Raw genomic sequence first — 19330 nt, 5'->3', positions numbered from 1 at the left:
GCGCGCACCGGGCCGGTCGTGAGATCCTGGGCGCATGACGCGCGCATTGCACCTGGTCGGGGACGAGGAAGCGGACCGGCTGCTCACCGAAGACCCGTTCGCGCTGCTCGTCGGGATGCTCCTCGACCAGCAGTTCCCGATGGAACACGCGTTCCGCGGCCCGCAGAAGATCGCGGACCGGATGGACGGTTTCGACATCAAGAAGATCCACGCGATGGACACCGAAACCTTCGTCGAACTGTGCGTGGTCCCGCCCGCGATCCACCGCTACGGCGGCTCGATGGCCCGCCGGGTGAAGGATCTCGCCCAGCACGTCGTCGAGGTGTACGACGGCGACGCGGCCGGGATCTGGACCGCCGGGCGGCCCAAACCGGACGGCCCCGAAGTCCTCAAGCGGCTCAAGGCACTGCCCGGCTACGGCGACCAGAAGGCCGCGATCTTCCTCGCGTTGCTCGGCAAGCAGCTCGGCGTGCAGCCCAAGGGCTGGCGTGCCGCCGCGGGCGCGTACGGCGACCGCGGCTCCCGGCGTTCGATCGCCGATGTCGTCGACGCGAAGACCCTCGGCGAGGTGCGCGCGTTCAAGAAGGCGGCGAAGGCGGCCGCCAAGGCTCCGGCGAAGTAGCTACTTCTTCCCGGCTCCCGGCCACGGTCCCGGTGTCTCGGCGGGCAGTTCGGCCTGCTCGACCTCGGTGCGGAACAGCCGGAACCCGCGTGCCTGGTAGTTCTTGAGCGCGGCCGGGCCATCGGTGGTGCAGGTGTGGACCGTGACGCGGCGCGTCGGCGTCTTGCCCGGCCAGCGCGCCGCGAGCGTCCATGCCTCCCGCAGCGCGACGGTCAGCAGATGCCCTCCGAGGCCCTTGCCGACGAAGGACGACATCAGGCCGAAGTACGCGAGTTCCACTTCGCCGTCAACGGTGCCGTCGAGTTCGAAGTAGCCGCACGGCGTCCCCTGCGCGTACGCCACCCAGGTCTCGACGCCCGGCCTGTCCAGCCACTCGATCCACTGCGTCCACGACCAGCCGAGCCGGTCGATCCAGAACCAGTCGCCACCGACGGCGGTATAGAGGTAGCGGTTCAGCTCCGGGCTGACCAGCTCGGCGCGGGTGACCGTCACCGGAACGGCCGGCGGTTTCGCCGCGCTCAGGTCGTCCGGCGAGGTCTGTTCGAGGTGCCAGGTCGTGATCTCCATGCGGCGATCATTTCAGCCAGACCCGCAGCGGCCCCAGCGCCGTGTAGCCGTTGCGGAGGGCGGCGTCGAGGTCTTCGCCGCGTTCATAGCCCGTGATCGGCAAGCCGGGGAAGCTCGCCGCGACGGCCGAGGTCGCGCCGCGCCAGGCCTCGTCCAGGTCGCCCTGAGTGTACAAATTGGACAGTCCCGCGAAGCCGCCGTCACGATTGGCCGTCACCCCGGCGACGCCGTTCGACCACACGGCGACGGACGGATCGTCGAACGGGTCGCCGACCCGGGCCCAGCCCGGTTCGAGCGGCACGTCGGCCGTCCGCGTGATCCACGTGGCCTCGAAGAGCACCTCGAAACCTTCGCGCGCGAGATCCAGGCAGCCGAAGCTGTCCTTCACCGCGCAGCCCGGCGACGTGTCGATCCCGTCCAGTACTTCCGGCACCGTCGCGTCCGGGGCCAGGGTCACCGCATCGGGGTACAGCGGCGGCGTGCGGCTCGCCGACTTCCAGACGCGGGCGGTGAAGGTGCCCGTCCGGCACACCACCTCACACCAGCCGGCGTTGACGCGCGCGGCGTCGGCTACACCCGGGCGAACCACAGCACGTCCGGTTCTCCTTGCGGCACCGGGATCTTCAGCTCCCGTACCTCGCCGAACCGCGCTCGCAACCGTTTCGCGAACGACGGCACCGACTCGGCGCTCCACACCGCGAGCACCCCGCCCGGCCGCAACCGCGCGGTGAGCAGGTCGAGCCCGGCGTCGGAATACAGCTTCGCGTTGCCGTCGGTGACCGTCCACTCAGGACCGTTGTCGATGTCGAGGCACAGCGCGTCGAACCGCTCTTCCGTCCGGCGCAACCACTTCACCAGGTCGGCCTCGACCACGGTGACCCGTTCGTCGGACAGGGCGTCGTCGTGGACGTCCTTGAGCGGGCCCTCGCGGTTCCAGCCGATCACGGCGGGCTCACGCTCGACGACCACGACTTCGCCGACGCCGGGGTGGTCCAGCGCGGCACGCAGCGAATAGCCGACCCCGAGACCGCCGATCAGCATCCGCGCCTTGCCCGGCACCAGATCGGCCGCCACCGAGACGAGCAACCGTTCGGATTCACCGTTACGGGTGTCCATCAGGAAGACGCCGTTGGCGATGACCTCGAAATCGTCGCCCGCCTTGCGGAGCACCAATTCGCCGCTCTTCCCGGCCACCTTGTCGAGTACGTCGGTCATCCGGGCAGCCTATCGATGACGGTCAGAGCAAGCCCGCCAATTTGTACAACACCAGGCTGCCCGCGACGGCGACGTTGAGACTCGCGCCGGTGCCCACCATCGGGATTTCGACGACGGTGTCGAGAAGGTCGAGCGCTTCCGGGGGAATCCCCTGCTGCTCATGGCCGAGCACGGCGATCGTCCGCCCTCGCGCGGGCGGGAGATCGGCGAGGCGCACGGCTTCGTCGGCGAGTTCGACGCCGACGATCGCCGTGCCCGCCGCCTTCTCCCGGGTCAGCCAGCCGGGTGGATCGTGCACCCAGTGCACACAAGCCGGACGCCGCAACGTGTTCCCCCGGCGCAGCGCCTCCGGCACCCAGGGAAACCTCGGCACGGCAAGGCAAGCACCCACGGCGTCGCAGGTCCTCAGCAGGGTGCCGAGGTTCGCGCCGTGCAGTGGCCACAGCGGTGCCACGACGAGATGACCCCAGCAGGAATGGGATTTTCTTCTTCTAGCCGCACGCAGCTCCGAGGGCGTGCGAACCCGGATCGACGGGCTCACCGGACGTGAGGCGTCGCGCCTCCAAGGTTTTCGAGGATCATGCCGACACTGTAGCGGGATCACCCCGACGCTCCTAACCTTGAAACGTCGGAGGTGATTCTCATGCAGGCGACCGTCGGAGACGAGATCCACGTGCACGGACGCACGGTGGGTTCGGCCGAACAACGCGGCGAGATCCTCGAGGTACGCGGCGAACACGGTGCCCCGCCGTATCTCGTCCGGTTCGCGGACGGACACGAAGGGCTGGTCTTCCCCGGCCCCGACTGCGAAGTCCAGGCGCGCGCCGAGTAGCCGTCACTCGGCCATGGCGGGCTGCTTCACGCGGCTCCGCCAGCCCGCCACGACCACGGCCGCGCCGAGCGCGGTCAGCACCGCCGCGATCTCGGGCAGCAGGAGCGGCCCGCCGCCGCTGAGCACCGCTCCCCCGAGCAGGCCGGAAAGGCCGACGCCGAGGTAGATCGCGGACGCGTTGAGCGAGAGCACGAGCCCGGCGTTCTGCTTGGACAGCTCGATCAGCCGGTGCTGGATCGGCGGGTTGACCGACCAGGTGGCCAGGCCCCAGAGGAAGAGGACGACGGCCGCGCCCGCGACGGTGGTCGCCACCAGCGGCAGCATCGCGAGCACCACGGTGATCCCGCCGAACACGATCAGCAGCGGTCCCCTGGCGCCCCAGCGGTCGGTCGCGCGGCCGCCGAGGACGTTGCCGAGCGCGCCGCCCGCGCCGTAGACGAACAGCAGCAGGCTGACCGTCGTGCCGTGGATACCCGCGGTGGCCGACAGGACCGGCGAGATGAAGGTGTAGACGGAGAACGCGGCGAGGCAGCCGAGCACGGTCGCGCCGAGCATGGCGAGCACACGCGGGTCCTTGGCGACGGTGAAGCGTTCGGCCAGCCGCACCGGGGGCGGCGCCGGGACGGCGGGCAAGACCAGCCGGACGGCGAAGGCGCCGAGAAGCGAGAAGGCCGCGACGAGCGCGAAGACGGCCTGGTAGCCGACGCTCTGCGAAAGGACGCTGCCGAGCGGGACGCCCAAGATCGTCGCGACGGTGAGCCCTCCGAAGACGAGCGCGACCGCGCGGCCCCGGCGTTCGGGCGAGGTGAGTTCGGCGGCGACGGCGCTCGCGGCCGGGGTGAAGACCGCCGCGCCGATCGCGGTGACGACCCGCGCGAGCAGCAGGGTCACGTAGCCGGGCGCGAGGGCGGCGAGCGCGTTGCCGATGGCGGTGACGACGAGCGCGGCGACCAGGAGCGTGCGGCGTTCCCAGCGGCCCGTGACCGCGGCGAACAGTGGCGAGCCGACCGCGTACGCGATGGCGAAGGCGGTGACCAGCTGAGCGGCGGCCGTCTCGGAGACCGCGAGCTCTCCGGTCAGCGCCGGCAGCAGCCCGGCGACGACGTAACCGCTGGTGCCGACCGCGAAGGTGCCGAGCGCCAGCACCGCGGTCCTGGGTGGTGCGAAAGTCATGAGTCCCCAGCTCCAGACCCCGCGGATCGCGTTTAGCCCGCTAAACGCAGGTCGGCGCCGGATCGCGGTTAGCCCGCGAAAGGCGACACAGGGTCGTTGTTCGATGATTGTCGTAGTTCGATGGTGACCGTACTACGGACTCGCGTCAAGTTCGAGGGGCGTCGTACTATGGACGAATGGCCGCGACGACCCCGCAGTACGTCTATCCCGATCAGGACGAGATCCGGATCGAGGCGGTCCTCGCCGCGCTCGCGGACCCGGTCCGCCTCGACATGGTCCGCCAGCTGGCCGCCTCCGGAACCGAGATCTCGTGCAGCGGTTTCGACGTCGCCGTGACCAAGTCCACACTCACCCATCACCTGCGCACATTGCGCGAAGCGGGCATCATCATGGGCCGCCAGCAGGGCACCGCCCGCTACAACTCCTTGCGCCGCAACGATCTCGACGAGCTCTTCCCCGGCCTGCTCCAGGGAGTGCTCGCCGCCCGCCGCTGAGGGTGGTCAGCCTCACCCGAAACCGGGATGACAAACGCCCCCTCGATCCGTTGAACTGGACGCAGGACAGCTCGTCGACGCTGGGGCCGCACGCGCTGTCTTCTTTTGTGCCCGAGACCTAAATCGATTCAGCTCCCCATCCGCGACGCTGGGCGAGTAATCGTTTACTCACGTACGACCCTCGAAGGGAGAGCCGTGCCCGTCGCGCTGCTCGCGCTCGCCATCGGTGCCTTCGGCATCGGGACCACCGAATTCGTCATGATGGGCGTGCTGCCCGAAGCCGCCGCCGACTTCGGCGTGTCGATCCCGTCCGCCGGTTACCTCATCTCCGGCTACGCCCTCGGCGTCGTGGTCGGTGCCCCGTTGCTCACCGCCGCCGCCGTCCGGCTGCCACGCAAGACGATGCTGCTGGCGATGATGGGGCTGTTCACGCTCGGCAACACCCTCTTCGCACTCTCGCCGAACCAGGAGTTCGGTGTCGCCTTCCGCTTCCTCGCCGGCCTGCCGCACGGCGCGTTCTTCGGCGCCGGCGCGGTCGTCGCGTCCAGCCTGGCCAAGCCGGGCGAACGCGCGAAGGCCGTCTCGATGATGTTCATGGGCCTGACCCTGGCCAACGTCGTCGGCGTGCCACTGGGCACGCTGCTCGGCCAGAAGGTCGGTTGGCGTGCGACCTTCGGCGTCGTCGCCGTGATCGGCCTGCTCGCCATGGCCGCGATCGCGAAACTGGTCCCCCACCAGGGCAAACCGGTCGAGCCGTCGCTGCGCGGCGAACTCGGCGCCTTCCGCCGCCCGCAGGTGTGGCTCGCCCTCGCGATCGTCACCTTCGGCCTCGGCGGCGTGTTCGCCTGCCTGTCCTACATCGCGCCGATGCTGACCGACGTCACCGGCTACTCGCCCTCGAACGTCACCCTGCTGCTCTCGCTGGCCGGGGTCGGCATGACGATCGGCAACATCCTCGGCGGCAGGCTCGCCGACAAGGCGCTGATGCCGAGCCTCTACGTCTCGCTGATCGGCCTGGCCGCGGTACTGGCCATCTTCACCTTCACCGCGAACGGCAAGGTCGGCGCGGCGGTGACGATCTTCTTCGTCGGCCTCGCCGGGTTCATGATCGGCCCGATGATGCAGGCCCGGATCATGGAGAAGGCGGGCGGGACGCCGTCGCTGGTCTCCGCGGCCGTGCAGTCGGCGTTCAACATCGCGAACTCGATCGGCGCCTACCTGGGCGGCCTGGTGATCGCGGGCGGCTTCGGCCTGGTCGCGCCGAACTGGGTCGGCGCGTCGCTGGCCGTCCTGGGACTCTCGCTGGCCGTGGTGTCCGGCGGCATGGACCGCCGCGAAGCACGCCTGGCGCCAGCGATGGCCTCTTAAGACAGGGGCCCGCCGGTGATCGTGAACGCGATGAACAGGATCAGCACCGACAGCGCGCCGTAGGTCAGCACGTCGACTGGCTTGCCCCGGATCGCCAGCAACCCGGCCTTCGCTTCGGGCAGCGCCGCCCGGAGCAGGCCGGCGAGCAGCAACGCACCGCCGATCAGCGCGGCGCCCTGCCGCCAGTGGTACTGGCCGATCCGCAGGGCGGCGACGGCCACCACCAGCATCACCAGCAGGAACGGCAGGTGATGGAGCAGTGCCCCACGGTCACGCCGCTGTCCGGCCACCGCCATCAGTCCTCGTCCTTCGGGGTCTCGCCGGCAATTCGGTTCACGCGGTCAGTATCCCGGGTGAGTGATGCGGCAGCAGGTCAGGGCGTCTTCCGAGCTGTCAAGAGCGGCAAAACCCACATGCGGGGTGCACAGGAGCGCGGATACGGTCAAAATGTGACCGTGGCACAACCGACGACTCAGTTGAACGCGACCGAGCAGGACACCCTGGTCAAACAGATCGGCCTCGCCCTGCTGCGGGCCGCTCCGCGTGATTGGCGGAAGGTGACCGCCGAGTACCGAGCCGTCGGCAGGTACCACGAGATGACCGGCGAGATCATCACCGAGGACGGCACCTCCCACGAGTGGGTCGCGACGCACGACATCGCGACGCTGTTCGGCAGGCTCCGTGCCGGGATGTACCGCGACGGCCGCGGCACCTGGTTCAACGCCCGTTACCAGCTCGACCACCCGTCCAGCTACAACCTCGAATACAACCGCGACGAGCCGCAGTGGCGCCTCGCGCCGCCTCCGCAGGCGCTCTCCGACGAGCTGCGCATGTTCCCCCGCTCCGAGGAGAACGTGCCCGAATGGCTGATCCGGCGCATGTCCGGCCTCGGCCCCGAGCAGCCCGGACCGCATTTCCGCATTGCCCGCATCTTCGACACCATCGGCCCGGCCGGGCGTCCGGTGATCAACCGGCCCGACCTGGAGATCGAGGAGCAGGACAGGCTGCTCGAATACCTCGACCACGCGCCGCTGGTGGTCACCGAACGCGGCTACGACATCGACCGGCTCGCCCAGACGCCCGAGGCCACCGTCCCGGTCGCCTTCCACAGCGACGGGCAGTGGATCTGGCCCGCCGCCGTCAACTTCTACCTGCGCGAGTACGGCGTCTCGCCGGAACTCGACCTGATCGAGCACGTCCGGCAGAACGACTTCACGCTGCCCGAGGTCGACGCACCGACGCTGCAGGCCGCGGCGGGGTACCTCACCCGGGGGAACCAGCCTCCGCAGCAGCGCCCCGGCCCGGGTGGCCCCAACGGCGTGCCCACGGGCCCGCCTCCGCAGGGCCCGCCTCCGCAGGGCCCGCCGCCGCAGAACGGTCCGGCGCCGTCTCCGCAGGCCGGTCCCGGGCAGCCCGGTCCCAGTGGTCCTGGCCCGAACCAGCCCCCCGTTCAGCCGCCGCACCAGCAGGGCCCGGATCCGGCCTCGGTGGCCGCCGCGGCCGCGGCACCGGTCGCCGCGGCGGCGGCCGTTCCCGCCGCCGAATCCACCGTGCCGGACCAGGCCGAGCAGGCCCAGCGGTACGAAGACGATTACGACACCCAGGACTACCAGGCGCAGGACTTCCACGAGGCCGCCGCCGAGCAGCAGTACGAAGAGGGCTACGAAGACCCGTACACGTCCGAGCAGGACGCCTACACCGACGAGGCCCGGCAGGACACCGAGCCTGAGCCGGAACCTCGGATCGCCGACCCGGAGGCGACCACGTACGCGCGGGCTCCGCAGGCCGACGCCTACGAGCAGCCTCCTCACGAGGAGGAGCAGGAAGCGTACGCGCGGCAGGAAGAAGAGCAGCCGTACGCGCCTCCGGAGGAAGAGTCGACCACCGGCTACGCGCCGGTCGAGCAGGCCGACGCCGGTCCTGAGCTGCCTCTCCTGACACACGACGCGGAGCCGAACGTGGCCCCGCCGCCGTCGGATTCCGAGGTCACGCAGGTCGACGCCCCACCGCAGGAGCGGGGGACCTTTGCTACCACCCCCGTGCCCCAGCCGGAGCCCGAGCCTCGACGTGAGGAAGCGCCGCGTCGCCGTGCCGAGCACCCCGTGCCGGTGCTGAACGAGCTCCAGGCGAAGTTCGACGACCTCGACGTGCCCGAAGACGTCTACCGCATCGGCGCCCCCGCCGAGCACGGCTGGAGCGTCGAGCAGGTCGACGGCGGCGGCTGGCGGGTCGGCTGGTACGACGGGAAGCTGACCAACCCGGCGGTGTTCGGCGACGCCGAGGACGCGGCCGCGTTCATGCTCGGCAAGGTCCTGCTGAACCCGAACGGCGCCCCGCCTCCCGAGGAGGAGCCCGCCGTCGAAGAACCGCCTGTCGAGGAGCCTTCCCCGGCGCCTCCCGTGCTGGCGACGCTGTCCCCCGAGATCGCGACCGGTTCGCATCCCGTGCCGCCGAGGGAGTCGATCCCGGCACAGGAACAGACCGCGTTCACGACGGCCGAGGAGCTGCTCGGGGACGATCTGGACGACGAGCCCGCCCCCGCTCCGGTCCCGCCCGCGCCGCCGTCGCGGCCGAACCCGGTGCTGGCGAGCCCGCCGCCCGCGCCGCCGCGGCGTGAGCCGCCGGTGACGCCGCCTCCCCCGCCGCCGCCGATGCGGCGCGAGGAACCAGCCCGCCCGCCGGCCGCGGCGAACGCCGGGGCGCCCGACGCCAAGCAGAACTGGCCGATCTCGCCGCTCAACGGCGAGCCGCCGCTGACGCTGTTCCGCGGCAAGGAGCTGCGTGAGCTGCCCGCCGGCAGCGAGCTGGACCGCTTCGGCGGCCCGAACGGCAACCTGACCTACGCGGCCGGGACGCCGTTCGAAGAGCGCTCGCTCGTGCCGGAATGGGTGAACCGGCCGTATCACGTGTACCGCGTGCAGCGTCCGCTCGAAGCCCTCGCCGGTGTCGCGATCCCGTGGTTCAACCAGCCGGGTGGCGGGTCGGCGTACCTGCTGCCCGCGTCCATCGAGGAGTTGCTCGCCGAGGGCGACCTCATCGAGCTGGACCCGGGCGAACCGCCGATCGACTAGCCCTCAAGTGCAATGAAAGGTCCTTTCCTCGCAAAATTTGCAAGGAAAGGACCTTTCATTGCACGCGGGGTCAGTGGATGACGAGGCCGTGCGCGGCGGCGTAGGCGATCGCGGTCTCGGTGTCCACGTGGACACCGGAGAGGTTCGCCTGCACCAGGCCGTTCGCGTCGAGCCGCGCGCCGCGCAGGTCCGCGCCCTCGAGTTTCGCGCCCGCCAGCCGGGCACCGGTGAGATCGGCACCGCGCAGGTCGGCGCCGGTCAGGTCCGCGTCCAGCAGGTTCGCCTCGCGCAGCCGCAGGCCACCGAGATCCACTTTGGACAGACGAGCCTTGCTGAGCGAGACCAGCGAAAGATCGCATTCGGTGAAGGCGATCTTCTGGAATCGGCAGTCCACAAAGGACGATCCGAGCATCGAGCAGGAGCTCCACCGCGTGCCCGCCAGTACACTGCGGTCGAAGGTGCACGAGCGGAACGCCGACGCCTCGTGGCGCGAGCCCTCGAAGTCCGTCTTGGTGAAGTCGCACTGGTCGAAGGTGCAGCCTTGAGTGCGCAGCCCGCGCAGGTCGGCCTCGGTGAAATCACAGCCGACGAAACTGCGTTTTTCCCACCATTGCTGGGAAAGGACGGCTTCTCGGTAATCCTCCGCAGTTTCCATCACCCCTCCAGGATCGCATACCCGGTCACGGCCAGGTGATCCCGCCGAACAAGTCACGCAGCTTCGCGGCCCGGCGCTCCGAGGACGCGGCGATCCAGCCGATCCGGCCGAGCAGATGGGCACGGAAGTCCGGATGTCCGCTCCGGTTCTGGGTTTCCGGGCCGGTTCGGGCGCAGTTGTGGAGCAGGGCGCGCAGGGCGTCGTAGTCGGCACGCGTCGCGGCGGGCGCGCTGTTGACCACCAGGCCCGCGACCCGTTGCCGCTGGTGCGCGCCGGCGATCGACGTCTTGTCGTCCCGGAGCCGGAAACCCTCGTCGGTCACGATCCGCCGCACACCGGGCAGCAACCGGTGCAGTGGCAGGGAATCCCCGGAGAACGCCAGATCGTCGGCGTACCGCGTGTACGTCGCGCCCAGTGCTCGCGCGAGCCCGCCGAGCCGGCGGTCCAGATGGTGCGTGACCGCGTTCGCGACCGAGGGCGAGGACGGCGCGCCCTGCGGCAGATGCGTGGCCGCCAGGTTGCTCAGCAGCCGCGTGCGCGCCGGATCCCGCCGCCCGCCGGGCACGGTGGCGAGGACAGCGGGCGGAACGGCGGTGGTGAGCACGCCCGCCAGCGCCTCCGCCACCGCGGGCGGATAGCCGGCGAGGGCGAGCAACGCCGAGATCCGGCGCGCGGACACCGTCGGGAAGAACCCTTCGAGGTCCATCCTGACCACGGTCTCCCGGCCGGCGTGCGGCGCGGCGCACGACAGCGGCGAACGCCCGCGCCGGAACCCGTGCGCGGCCTCGTGCACCGGCAGCGCGTCGACGACGTGCCGCACGATCCGGCGCTGCAGTTCGGCGAGCCGCGGTTTCGGCCGCTCGATGAGCCGCACGCCGCCCGAAGCGGTCGGGATCCATCGGTAGGTGTAATGCCGGACCGGCTCGGCGGCACGCCTGTTCCAGCCCTTCGCGTCGGCGAACCACGAGAGTTCGCCGGGTGTCAGATCGAGCGCGGCGGCGCACTCGTCGAACGTCGTCCAGCGGGCCACTTGGAAGCGCCAGACCGGCATGGGGCCGAGGAGCGACGCGGGGGTGACTCTTTCTCCTGTCATCCGCGCGGACTCGTACGCGAAGCATGCCGCGCTCGCGCGGGGCGCCTTGCCTGGCTGACTTCGTACTCCCCGGGGTTGCCCCGGAGTGGGTGGTGATCCACCGGCTCACCTCCGCGTCGCGATCACCACCCTACCGAAATCAGCGGCTCGGGATGATCTCCGAGCTCGCCACGTAGTTCATGGCCTCGATGAACTTCGGGTCGTTCATCCGGCGCTCCATCTCCGGATAATCGAGATCGACCAGCCGGGTCTGGATCCACCACAGGTTCCCGAACGGGTCGAGGACCCGCCCGACACGGTCGCCGAAGAAGAGTTCGGTCTGCTTCGTGACCTCCTCGGCCCCCGCCTCGATCGCCCGGCGCTGCGTCTCGATGCTGTCCTCGACGTAAAGCCGCAGATATGCCGGAGTGTCGACCCAGCCGTCCTTCGCGTCGAACAACATGACGACCGAATCGCCGATCCGGACCTCGGCGTGCCCGATCTTCCCTCCTTCGACGTACACCGGTTCACCGATCGGCTCGGCGTCGAAAACGCGCTTCAGGAAGTCGATCACGCCCGCGGTGTCGCGCGAGATGATCCACGGGGTGACCGAGTGGTAGCCGTCGGGGATCGGGTTGGTCATCGGAGTTCTCCTCAGTCGTCGTGTGCGATGAGAAGAACGCTAGAACCCGTATAGGACAGATCGTGTCCTAATGCGTCTTCAGCAGGAAAGCCGGCTTCGACTCCTGCCACTCCGGCATGTCCAGCGAGTCGAGCACCTCGACGATCCGCTTCTCCTCGTACCGGAAATGCGTCTCCATGATCGCCGTGAGGCCATCCAGTTCCCGTTGGACGTCGAGGATCTCGTCCTCGCTCGACCCGGGGCCGATGCCGCCGACCAGTTCTTCGAGCCGTTCGATGATCCCGGTCATGATCCCGTGGTCATGCGCGAGCTCTTCGAGCGACGGCCGTAGTTCGGGGAATTTGTCCGCCAGCACAAGGAAAGCACCACCGTCTTCGCCGGTGTGATGCCTCGTGAGCGCCGAGCAGAAGGTGAGGCAATGCGCGCGGAGATCGCGCAGCCGCTCGGCACGCCCCTCCGCGACCGACCCGAGGTCGTCGTGCAGCAGGGCCAGCTCTTTACGCAGCCAGTTGTGAACCTGAACGAGTTGATTTCCGAACGCCGTCAACCGGCCGTTCGTCCGAGAAGGGGTTTCCATGATTTCCCATGGTCCGGCGCCTCCATGCCCGCGACGGTCTCTTTGCCGGGTGCACTGCGACGCTGGCGCAACTTCAGCACAGCCTCCGAGTGATCGTCAAGAGGGTTCAGTGGAAGTCACGGGACTTGGCGGTGATCCGCAACGGCAGATGCCGGATCTGTTCGGCGAGGACGTTCACCACCTCACCGGTGCGCTCGACCACGCCTCGGATCAGCAACGCGGGACTGCCGCGGGCGACCCGGTGATAGCGCTGCCACACGCCCATCGTGCAGATGACGTTGATCATCCCCGTCTCGTCTTCGAGGTTCATGAAGGTGACGCCGCCCGCGGTCGCCGGCCGCTGGCGATGGGTCACGGCTCCCCCGGTCAGCACCTGGGCGCCGTGCGGGATCTCGCGCAGGCCCGCGGCGGTGACGACGCCGAGTTCGTCGAGGTGTTCCCGGATGAACTGGGTCGGGAAGCTGTCCGGCGACACCCCGGTGGCCCAGACGTCCGCGGCCGCGATGTCGATTTCTTCCATTCCCGGCAGCATCGGCGCTTTGACCCCGGTGACGAGCCCCGGCAGTTTCTCCAGGCTTTCGCCGGCGACCGCGCCCGCCGCCCAGAGCGCGCTTCGCCTGCTCTCGCCGAAACAACCGAACGCGCCGGCCGCGGCCAGCGCCTCGACCTGCGGCTTGGTCAGCCGCACCCGCCGGGCGACCTCCGCCAGATCCGCGAACGGGCCGTCGCGTTCCCGCTCCTCGACGATCTTCCGCGCCAGGTTCTCGCCGATCATCCGCACGGTGGACAGACCGCCCCGCACGGCGAGCAGTTCTCCCCCGTCCGGCAAGGGTTCCAGCGTCGCGTGCGGGAGGCTCGCGTTGATGTCCGGGCCGAGCACGCGCACCCCGTGCCGCCGCGCGTCGGCGACGAGCGACTGCGGCGAGTAGAACCCCATCGGTTGCGCGCGCAGCAAACCCGCCAGGAACGCGTCCGGGTGGTAGTACTTGAAGTACGAGCTCGCGAACACCAGCAGGGCGAAGCTCAGCGCGTGGCTCTCCGGGAAGCCGAAATTCGCGAAGGCCTTGAGCTTGCCGAAGATCTTCTCCGCCAGCTCCCCGTCGACGTCGTTCTTCGCGGCACCTTCGAGGAAACGCCGTTTGAGCCTTTCCATCCTGTGTTCGGAACGTTTGGCGCCCATGGCGTGCCGCAGCTGATCCGCCTCCGCCGGGGTGAAATCGGCGATGTCGAGGGCGATCTGCATCATCTGTTCCTGGAACAACGGGACGCCGAGCGTCTTCCCGAGCGCGTTGGCCAGTTTCGGATGGTCGAAATCCCATTTCTCCTGGCCGTTCTTGCGCCGGATGTAGGGATGCACCGATCCACCCTGGATCGGGCCGGGGCGAATGAGCGCGACCTCGACCGCCAGATCGTAGAACGTCGTGGGACGCAAGCGGGGCAGCGTGGCCAGCTGCGCGCGGCTTTCCACCTGGAAGACACCGATCGCGTCGGCGCGGCAGAGCATTTCGTAGATGTTCTGATCCTTGAGATCCAATTCGGAGATGTCGACCTCTTCCCCTTTGTGGTCACGAACCAGATCGATCATATAGTGCAGGGCCGACAACATTCCGAGCCCGAGCAGGTCGAATTTGACCAGCCCGGCCGCGGCGCAGTCGTCCTTCTCCCATTGCACGACACTGCGATTCTCCATGCGGGCCCATTCGATCGGGACCACCTCGCTCACCGGCTGTTCGCAGATCACCATGCCGCCGGAATGGATGCCCAGATGCCGGGGGAAGTCTTCGAGCGCGCAAGCCAGCTCCACGACTTCTTCCGGGATGTCGTGATCGTGGTCCTTTTCCGTGGTCCGCAACGCACCCCACCGGTCGATCTGCTTGCTCCACGCGTCCTGCTGGCCGGGCGAGTACCCCAGCGCCCGCGCCGCGTCCCGGACCGCGGACCGCGCCCGGTAGGTGATCACGTTCGCCACCTGCGCGGTGTTCAGCCGCCCGTATTTCCGGTAGACGTACTGGATCGCCTCCTCGCGGCGATCGGATTCGATGTCGAGGTCGATGTCCGGGTAACCGTCGCGTTCCGGGGCGAGGAACCGTTCGAAGAGCAGGCCATAGCGCACGGCGTCGACCTTGGTGATGCCGAGCGCGTAACAGACCGCCGAGTTCGCGGCCGATCCCCGGCCCTGGCAGAGGATGTCGTTGTCCCGGCAGAACCGCACGATGTCCCAGACGATCAGGAAGTAGCCGGGGAAACCCAGTTCTTCGATGATCTCCAGCTCGTGGTCGATCAGCTTCCGCGCCTTTTCGCGGTATTCGGCGTCCTTGTTCTTCTCGTGCTCCTTCGCACCCGCGTAGGTGAGCTCCCTGAGGTATGAAGCTTCGTCGTGGCCCTTCGGCACGTCGAACGGCGGCAGTTTCGGCTCGATGTGGTGGAGTTCGAACGCGCACTCCCGCCCGAGCAGCGCCGCCCGCTGCACCGCGCCGGGATACCGCGCGAAGATCTCGGCCATCTCCTCCCCCGACCGCAGGAACGCCGTCCCCGCGGCGGGCAGCCAGCCCTCCATGTCCTCCAGGCCTCGCCGAGCGCGGATGGCGCTGAGCGCGTCGGCGAGCGGAGCCCGCTCCGGGCGGGCGTAGTGCGCGGCCGTGGTCGCCACCGTGGGCAGCCCGAACTCGTCGGCCATCTCGCTCAACAGGTCGTTGTGCGTGCTGTCCAAGGGAAGGCTGTGGTCGATGAGTTCGACGTACACGTTTTCCCGGCCGAAGCAGTCGATGAGTTCCTTCAGCCGCACGACGGCCGCCGCGGGACCTTCGGTGACGAGTGCCTTGCGCACCGCGCCCTTGCGGCAGCCGGTGAGCACGACGCATTTCCCGCGCACCTCTTCGGCGACCGCGCGCAGATCGTAGACCGGCCTGCCTTTTTCCGCCCTTTCCTTGGGGGACAACGACCGCCGGTCGAAGCCGTGCAGCTGCCCGGCGGTGATCGCCCGGTTCAGGCTCAGATAGCCGTCCTTCTGCTTGGCCAGCAGGAGCAGATGCTCGCCCTCGGGATCGGCGAACCCGTTCTGCGGGCCGGACAGGCCGAAACTGAGCTCCGTGCCGAAGACGGTGTGCACGCCCAGCTCCCTCGCCGCTTCGGCGAAGCGCACCACGCCGTACATGCCGTCGTGATCGGTGAGCGCGATCGCGTCCAGGCCCAGCCGCGCGGCTTCCTCCACCAGTTCCTCGGGATGGCTCGCGCCGTCGAGGAAGCTGAAGTTGGAATGGCAGTGCAGTTCGGCGTACGGCACCCGGCGCGCGGTGGCGCCGTCGTCGTCACCGATCAGCCCGGTCAGATCGGCGGGCCGTTGGTAGCCCTGCCGCTTGGCACTCCACGCGGGGCTGTCACCGCCGTCGCCGGGCGGTACCTCGCCCGCGAGCTCGCGGGCGAGGTCCTTCCATGGCCGCGGAGGGTTGTTCCAGCCCATCGGTCACCGGTTCTCGGTCGAGCTTCTCGGCGCGGGGACGAACACTTCCGCGCGCGGGACGCACGCCGCCCAGGCCGAATCCAGCTCGGCACGTTGCACCGGGATGGCAGGCTCCTCCAGCCATCGCCGCACCAGCCGCGGGTACTCCTCGTCCATGTTCAGTCGTACTTCCCTTCCAGTGTCCACATCGGATTCTTGTGGTGCTCGAAGCGGAGCAGCACCGCTTCCTCGGCGTCCTGCCCGTCGGCCAGCAGCACCTGCAGCCGCATCCGGGTCGCCGACCGGGCGTGCCCCGCGCCGGCCCGGACACCGACGAACCACGGCCCCGCCCAGGCGATCACCTCGCGCGGCTCACCCCCTTCGAAGCTCACGAGGTACGGCGCGGCGGTGACCCGGCGCCGCGCGGTGATCTCCACGACGTGTCCGTTCTCGTCCAGCACCTGTGCGGGCACCGGCCGGGCGAACACCGTCGCCGGCGAGGGCGCCGGAAGCCTTCCGGCCCAGTTCGCGTCCGCCTGCGCCGTCTTCTCCCGCCTGTCGCCCCACGGCACCAGCCGGACACGTTCGGCGGGGCCGTGGCCGCCGTCGAGCACCGCGGTGAAGACGCTCTCCGGACCGAGCAGCCCCTGCACTCGCACCAGGGAGCGAGCGGCGCGCTCGCCGGACAGGTCCTCGTCCTCGGTGGACGGCCGCAGCGCACCCGCCGCACCCGCCTGCCACAGCCCGAGCTGCAGCGACCGGCCTTCGACCGTCTCCTCCGGCTCCAGCCGCAGCCGTACGACCCCGGAGTGCGGGCGATCCTTGGCTTTCAGCCAGCCTTCGAACTGCCAGCGCACCCTGTCCGCGACGCCGAGCGGGGTCAGCGGCTCGGCGCAACGCCACACCCGGCCGAGTTGTTCGCCGGTCTCGGTGGTGGCGTAGATGCCGAGCCGGGTGCAGGCCAGCCCGTACGCGGCGAGCCCGGCATGGAAGCGTTCGCCGAGACCTTTCGCCACGAACGCGGCGGCGTCGACCCGGTCGATCGGCGGGTCGAACGCCTTCGCGAGCGAGAGCTCCGGCGGCGGACGGCGACGCGACGGCGGCCGTTCGGACCGTCCTCGTGCCAGCCGATGCGCGAGCACCCCCTCCATGCCGAAACGCGCGGAGACATCGCTTTCGCCGAGCGCCGCGAAGGCGCCCAGCGTGTGCAGGCCGAGCTGTTTGAGCAAGGTGACCAGCTCGGCGCGGCCCGCCTCGGGCTGGTCGAGCTCGCGGATGGGCAGCGGGGCAAGGAATTCCGCCGTCCCGCCGGGTTCGACCAGTGTCGAACGGCGGGCGGCGAGCGTCGCGGCGAACAGGCCGTCGGCCACGCCGACCTGGCTCTCCACTCCCGCCGCCACCGACACCTCGTCCACCAGTCTTTCGAGGAGGCCGTGCTCACCGCCGAAGTAACCGGCCGCGCCGTCGACCGGGACGGCGACGATCCCCGGGCGTACCACCTCGACACCGACGGCCAGCTCTTCCACCGCCCGTGCGACGGACTCGAAGAGCCGGGCGTCGCGACCTTCGTCCTCGCCGAAGACCGCCAGCTCCGGACAGCAGGACTGGGCCTCGCGCCGCCGCATCCCGCGGCGGACGCCGTAGCCCCTGGCCACCGCGGTGCAGGCGACCACGCGGTTCGCCGAGAAGACCGCGGCCGGACGGCCGACGGGTTCGCCCGCGACGGCCGCGGCGGCGACCGCGGGCCAGTCCGGGCACCACAGCACCAGCATGCGCACCGGCGGGTTCATGCCGTCCCCCACTTGGTCGTGGGGAACTCGGCCCGCTCGACCTCGCCCTGGCCGGGAAAGCGCAGCAAGGCCGACATCGGCCGGGCGGCCGCACCCCGGCCACCCGCCCGTACCTCCACCTCACGAGCGCGCAGATAGCCCGCGCCACCGCCGGTGAAACCCGTCCAGCGCGAACGACGACAGCTCAGCTCGACCTCCGCACCGGGCCAGGAACCCAGCGAAAGCAGTACCGAACCACGGTTGCGCGCGCGGGCGGACAACCTTCTCGCCACCTCGGGCCGGGCGAGGCCCGGACCGACGACCACGAGATCGAAGCCGTCGAGCAAGGCCGCGGTCACCGCCGGGAACTCGGCACCGGGGCGGGGGACCAGCGCCAGCCTGCCCACCTCGACCCCGAGTTCCGCGGCGGCGACCACCCCGAGCGCGGGCAGGCCGACCGCGACCGCCCACGCACCGCCGGCGGTCGCGGCGGCCAGCAGGGTGAGCATCAGTGACGTGGACCCCAGCACCGAAACGGTGCTCCCGCGCCGGAGCCCCGCGGCGGGCAGCAGACCGGACAACGCCGGGGACACCGGGAGCACCCTTCCCGTCGTCCTCGCGTGTTCGGCCGCGGAAGCCACGCCACTGGCCGTGCTCACTCCTGGCAAAGCCGCCAGCCTCGCCAACGGCAAGGCCCGCGCCTCGACCACCTCCGCTGTCACCGGACCTCGCCTCCCCACGACACCTAGACCGTCCTTTGTGGACGGAACCGGCGTGCCACGGGGAAGGCGGCACTTCGAACGCTTGTTCGATACCTCCAGTAGACCGGGTGGCGCAGCGGTTGTCAAGCGAGCCGGCCGGTGAAGAAGTCGGTGAGCTTGTCGATCGCGGGATCGATGTACTGCTTCTTGTCGTACAGATCGACGTGACTGGCCCCGTCGATCCAGTGAAGGTCCTTCGGACCGGTGGCGCGCTGATGGACCTCGACGGCCATCCAGGAGGTGACGGCCCGGCTTCCGACGATCTGTAACAGCGGACGAGGGGCGATGAGCGGAACGGCGTGGAAGGCGTCGAAGGAGGCGAGCCTGTCGATGCTCTCCCAGGCGAGGGACTTCGCGGAGCGTTCATGCCCGCCGCGCGAGGTGCGGTAGTACTCGAAGCCTTCGATGCCGTGTCGTCCACCGAGCTCACCGGCCTGTTCGACGGTTTCGGGGAACACGGCCAGCGCCCCGGGCTCCTCGCCGCGGGCGGCGGCCGTGCGGGCGTGGGCGGCGGCGTCGAGCAGACTCCGGAAGACCGCCGGGTCCTGAGTGCCGTCCGCGCCGAGGCGGAACTGGCGGGCGACGTCGACACCGCTGACGGTGGCGACGGCCTTGACGCGATGGTCACCACCGGCGGCGGCGAGCGAATAGCCGCCCGAAGCACAGATGCCCAGCAGGCCGACGCGGTCGGCGTCGACTTCGGCACGGGCGCCGAGAAAGGACACGGCGGCTTTGAAGTCCTCGACGCGCCGAGCGGGGTCCTCCAGTCCACGAGGCAGTCCACCGGACTCGCCTTGATGGGCGGCGTCGAAGGCGAGAGTGACGAAGCCGCGCTCCGCCATCCGCCGCGCGTACGTGCCGGAGGCCTGTTCTTTCACCCCGGTACCGGGATGGCCGACCACGAGCGCCGGACGCGGACCGGACGCCGTCGTGCCGGGGGTGTACAGGTGGGCGGCGAGCGAGATGCCGGCGCTGTCGAAGCTGACGGTGGTCCTGGCCATGAGGAACTCTCCTGGAGTCGGTGACGGGATGTCGTGACTCCACTTTTCGTCGGCCGCGGCACGGGTGGCAG

At 69.9% G+C, this 19330-nt stretch carries 20 protein-coding genes; 5 read left to right on the top strand and 15 right to left on the bottom strand.

What is annotated here, in order from left to right:
* The first annotated feature begins 34 nt into the window (after window positions 1-34).
* Window positions 35-622: an HhH-GPD-type base excision DNA repair protein gene (locus AORI_RS45130; protein WP_016331228.1), complete on the top strand. Its 588-nt coding sequence runs from the start codon at window positions 35-37 to the stop codon at window positions 620-622.
* Here the strand turns inward: AORI_RS45130 and AORI_RS45125 are convergent, their stop codons facing one another.
* Genes AORI_RS45125 through AORI_RS45110 form a run of 4 tightly spaced genes read right to left on the bottom strand, consistent with a single transcriptional unit; the run spans window position 623 to window position 2858 of the window.
* Window positions 623-1189 (bottom strand): GNAT family N-acetyltransferase, encoded by a 567-nt coding sequence (locus AORI_RS45125; RefSeq protein ID WP_016331227.1) that lies wholly within the window; start codon window positions 1187-1189, stop codon window positions 623-625.
* Window positions 1190-1196: 7 nt separating this feature from the next.
* Entirely contained in the window at window positions 1197-1778 is a 582-nt protein-coding gene (locus AORI_RS45120; protein ID WP_016331226.1) for a hypothetical protein, read from the bottom strand.
* Window positions 1760-2404 (bottom strand): spermine/spermidine synthase domain-containing protein, encoded by a 645-nt coding sequence (locus tag AORI_RS45115; RefSeq protein ID WP_016331225.1) that lies wholly within the window; start codon window positions 2402-2404, stop codon window positions 1760-1762. Before AORI_RS45115 ends, AORI_RS45120 begins: the two co-directional genes overlap by 19 nt.
* Before the next feature lie 22 nt (window positions 2405-2426).
* On the bottom strand, window positions 2427-2858 hold the full coding sequence (locus tag AORI_RS45110; protein ID WP_016331224.1) for a TrmH family RNA methyltransferase: 432 nt from the start codon (window positions 2856-2858) through the stop codon (window positions 2427-2429).
* A gap of 189 nt (window positions 2859-3047) precedes the next feature.
* Here AORI_RS45110 and AORI_RS45105 point away from each other — a divergent pair, with 189 nt between their 5' ends.
* On the top strand, window positions 3048-3236 hold the full coding sequence (locus AORI_RS45105; RefSeq protein ID WP_016331223.1) for a DUF1918 domain-containing protein: 189 nt from the start codon (window positions 3048-3050) through the stop codon (window positions 3234-3236).
* 3 nt (window positions 3237-3239) lie between these two features.
* Here AORI_RS45105 and AORI_RS45100 read toward each other — a convergent pair whose 3' ends face one another.
* A complete protein-coding gene (locus tag AORI_RS45100) occupies window positions 3240-4409 on the bottom strand; it encodes an MFS transporter (protein ID WP_016331222.1) in 1170 nt (389 codons plus the stop codon).
* A 176-nt stretch (window positions 4410-4585) separates the two neighbouring features.
* Between AORI_RS45100 and AORI_RS45095 the strand changes: the two genes are divergently transcribed.
* Both AORI_RS45095 and AORI_RS45090 read left to right on the top strand, forming a co-directional pair.
* On the top strand, window positions 4586-4903 hold the full coding sequence (locus tag AORI_RS45095; RefSeq protein ID WP_016331221.1) for an ArsR/SmtB family transcription factor: 318 nt from the start codon (window positions 4586-4588) through the stop codon (window positions 4901-4903).
* Window positions 4904-5098: 195 nt separating this feature from the next.
* On the top strand, window positions 5099-6271 hold the full coding sequence (locus tag AORI_RS45090) for an MFS transporter (protein ID WP_016331220.1): 1173 nt from the start codon (window positions 5099-5101) through the stop codon (window positions 6269-6271).
* Here the strand turns inward: AORI_RS45090 and AORI_RS45085 are convergent.
* Complete coding sequence (locus AORI_RS45085) at window positions 6268-6567, bottom strand: DUF3017 domain-containing protein (protein WP_007032100.1); 300 nt, start codon at window positions 6565-6567, stop codon at window positions 6268-6270. The two genes, AORI_RS45090 and AORI_RS45085, sit on opposite strands and share 4 nt — an antisense overlap.
* Window positions 6568-6684: 117 nt before the next feature.
* Here AORI_RS45085 and AORI_RS45080 point away from each other — a divergent pair, with 117 nt between their 5' ends.
* Window positions 6685-9342: a TNT domain-containing protein gene (locus AORI_RS45080; RefSeq protein ID WP_420806974.1), complete on the top strand. Its 2658-nt coding sequence runs from the start codon at window positions 6685-6687 to the stop codon at window positions 9340-9342.
* Window positions 9343-9412: 70 nt separating this feature from the next.
* Here AORI_RS45080 and AORI_RS45075 read toward each other — a convergent pair whose 3' ends face one another.
* From AORI_RS45075 to AORI_RS45040, 9 genes are all read right to left on the bottom strand, one after another.
* Window positions 9413-10000: a pentapeptide repeat-containing protein gene (locus AORI_RS45075; protein WP_043847899.1), complete on the bottom strand. Its 588-nt coding sequence runs from the start codon at window positions 9998-10000 to the stop codon at window positions 9413-9415.
* 22 nt (window positions 10001-10022) lie between these two features.
* Window positions 10023-11090 carry a reverse transcriptase family protein gene (locus AORI_RS45070; RefSeq protein ID WP_228688297.1) on the bottom strand — a complete coding sequence of 356 codons (1068 nt, stop codon included), beginning with the start codon at window positions 11088-11090 and terminating at the stop codon, window positions 10023-10025.
* Window positions 11091-11229: 139 nt separating this feature from the next.
* Entirely contained in the window at window positions 11230-11712 is a 483-nt protein-coding gene (locus tag AORI_RS45065) for a VOC family protein (protein ID WP_016331216.1), read from the bottom strand.
* A 67-nt stretch (window positions 11713-11779) separates the two neighbouring features.
* The gene (locus AORI_RS45060) at window positions 11780-12289 is read right to left on the bottom strand and encodes a hemerythrin domain-containing protein (RefSeq protein ID WP_016331215.1); all 510 of its coding nucleotides are present in this window, start codon (window positions 12287-12289) and stop codon (window positions 11780-11782) included.
* A 106-nt stretch (window positions 12290-12395) separates the two neighbouring features.
* The gene (locus AORI_RS45055; RefSeq protein WP_016331214.1) at window positions 12396-15749 is read right to left on the bottom strand and encodes an error-prone DNA polymerase; all 3354 of its coding nucleotides are present in this window, start codon (window positions 15747-15749) and stop codon (window positions 12396-12398) included.
* A gap of 3 nt (window positions 15750-15752) precedes the next feature.
* Window positions 15753-15905: a hypothetical protein gene (locus AORI_RS83820; protein ID WP_167337759.1), complete on the bottom strand. Its 153-nt coding sequence runs from the start codon at window positions 15903-15905 to the stop codon at window positions 15753-15755.
* Between the two features lie 2 nt (window positions 15906-15907).
* Entirely contained in the window at window positions 15908-17518 is a 1611-nt protein-coding gene (locus tag AORI_RS45050) for a DNA polymerase Y family protein (RefSeq protein ID WP_228688296.1), read from the bottom strand.
* A complete protein-coding gene (locus tag AORI_RS45045) occupies window positions 17515-18189 on the bottom strand; it encodes a hypothetical protein (RefSeq protein ID WP_420806996.1) in 675 nt (224 codons plus the stop codon). Before AORI_RS45045 ends, AORI_RS45050 begins: the two co-directional genes overlap by 4 nt.
* Before the next feature lie 152 nt (window positions 18190-18341).
* Entirely contained in the window at window positions 18342-19259 is a 918-nt protein-coding gene (locus tag AORI_RS45040) for an alpha/beta hydrolase (protein WP_016331211.1), read from the bottom strand.
* Between the last annotated feature and the right edge of the window lie 71 nt (window positions 19260-19330).

Source organism: Amycolatopsis keratiniphila, assembly GCF_000400635.2.
In the GTDB taxonomy this organism is placed as follows: Bacteria; Actinomycetota; Actinomycetes; order Mycobacteriales; family Pseudonocardiaceae; genus Amycolatopsis; species Amycolatopsis keratiniphila.
The sequence above is the reverse complement of the archived record's forward strand: the minus strand, read 5'-3'. Positions and strand labels throughout refer to the sequence as shown.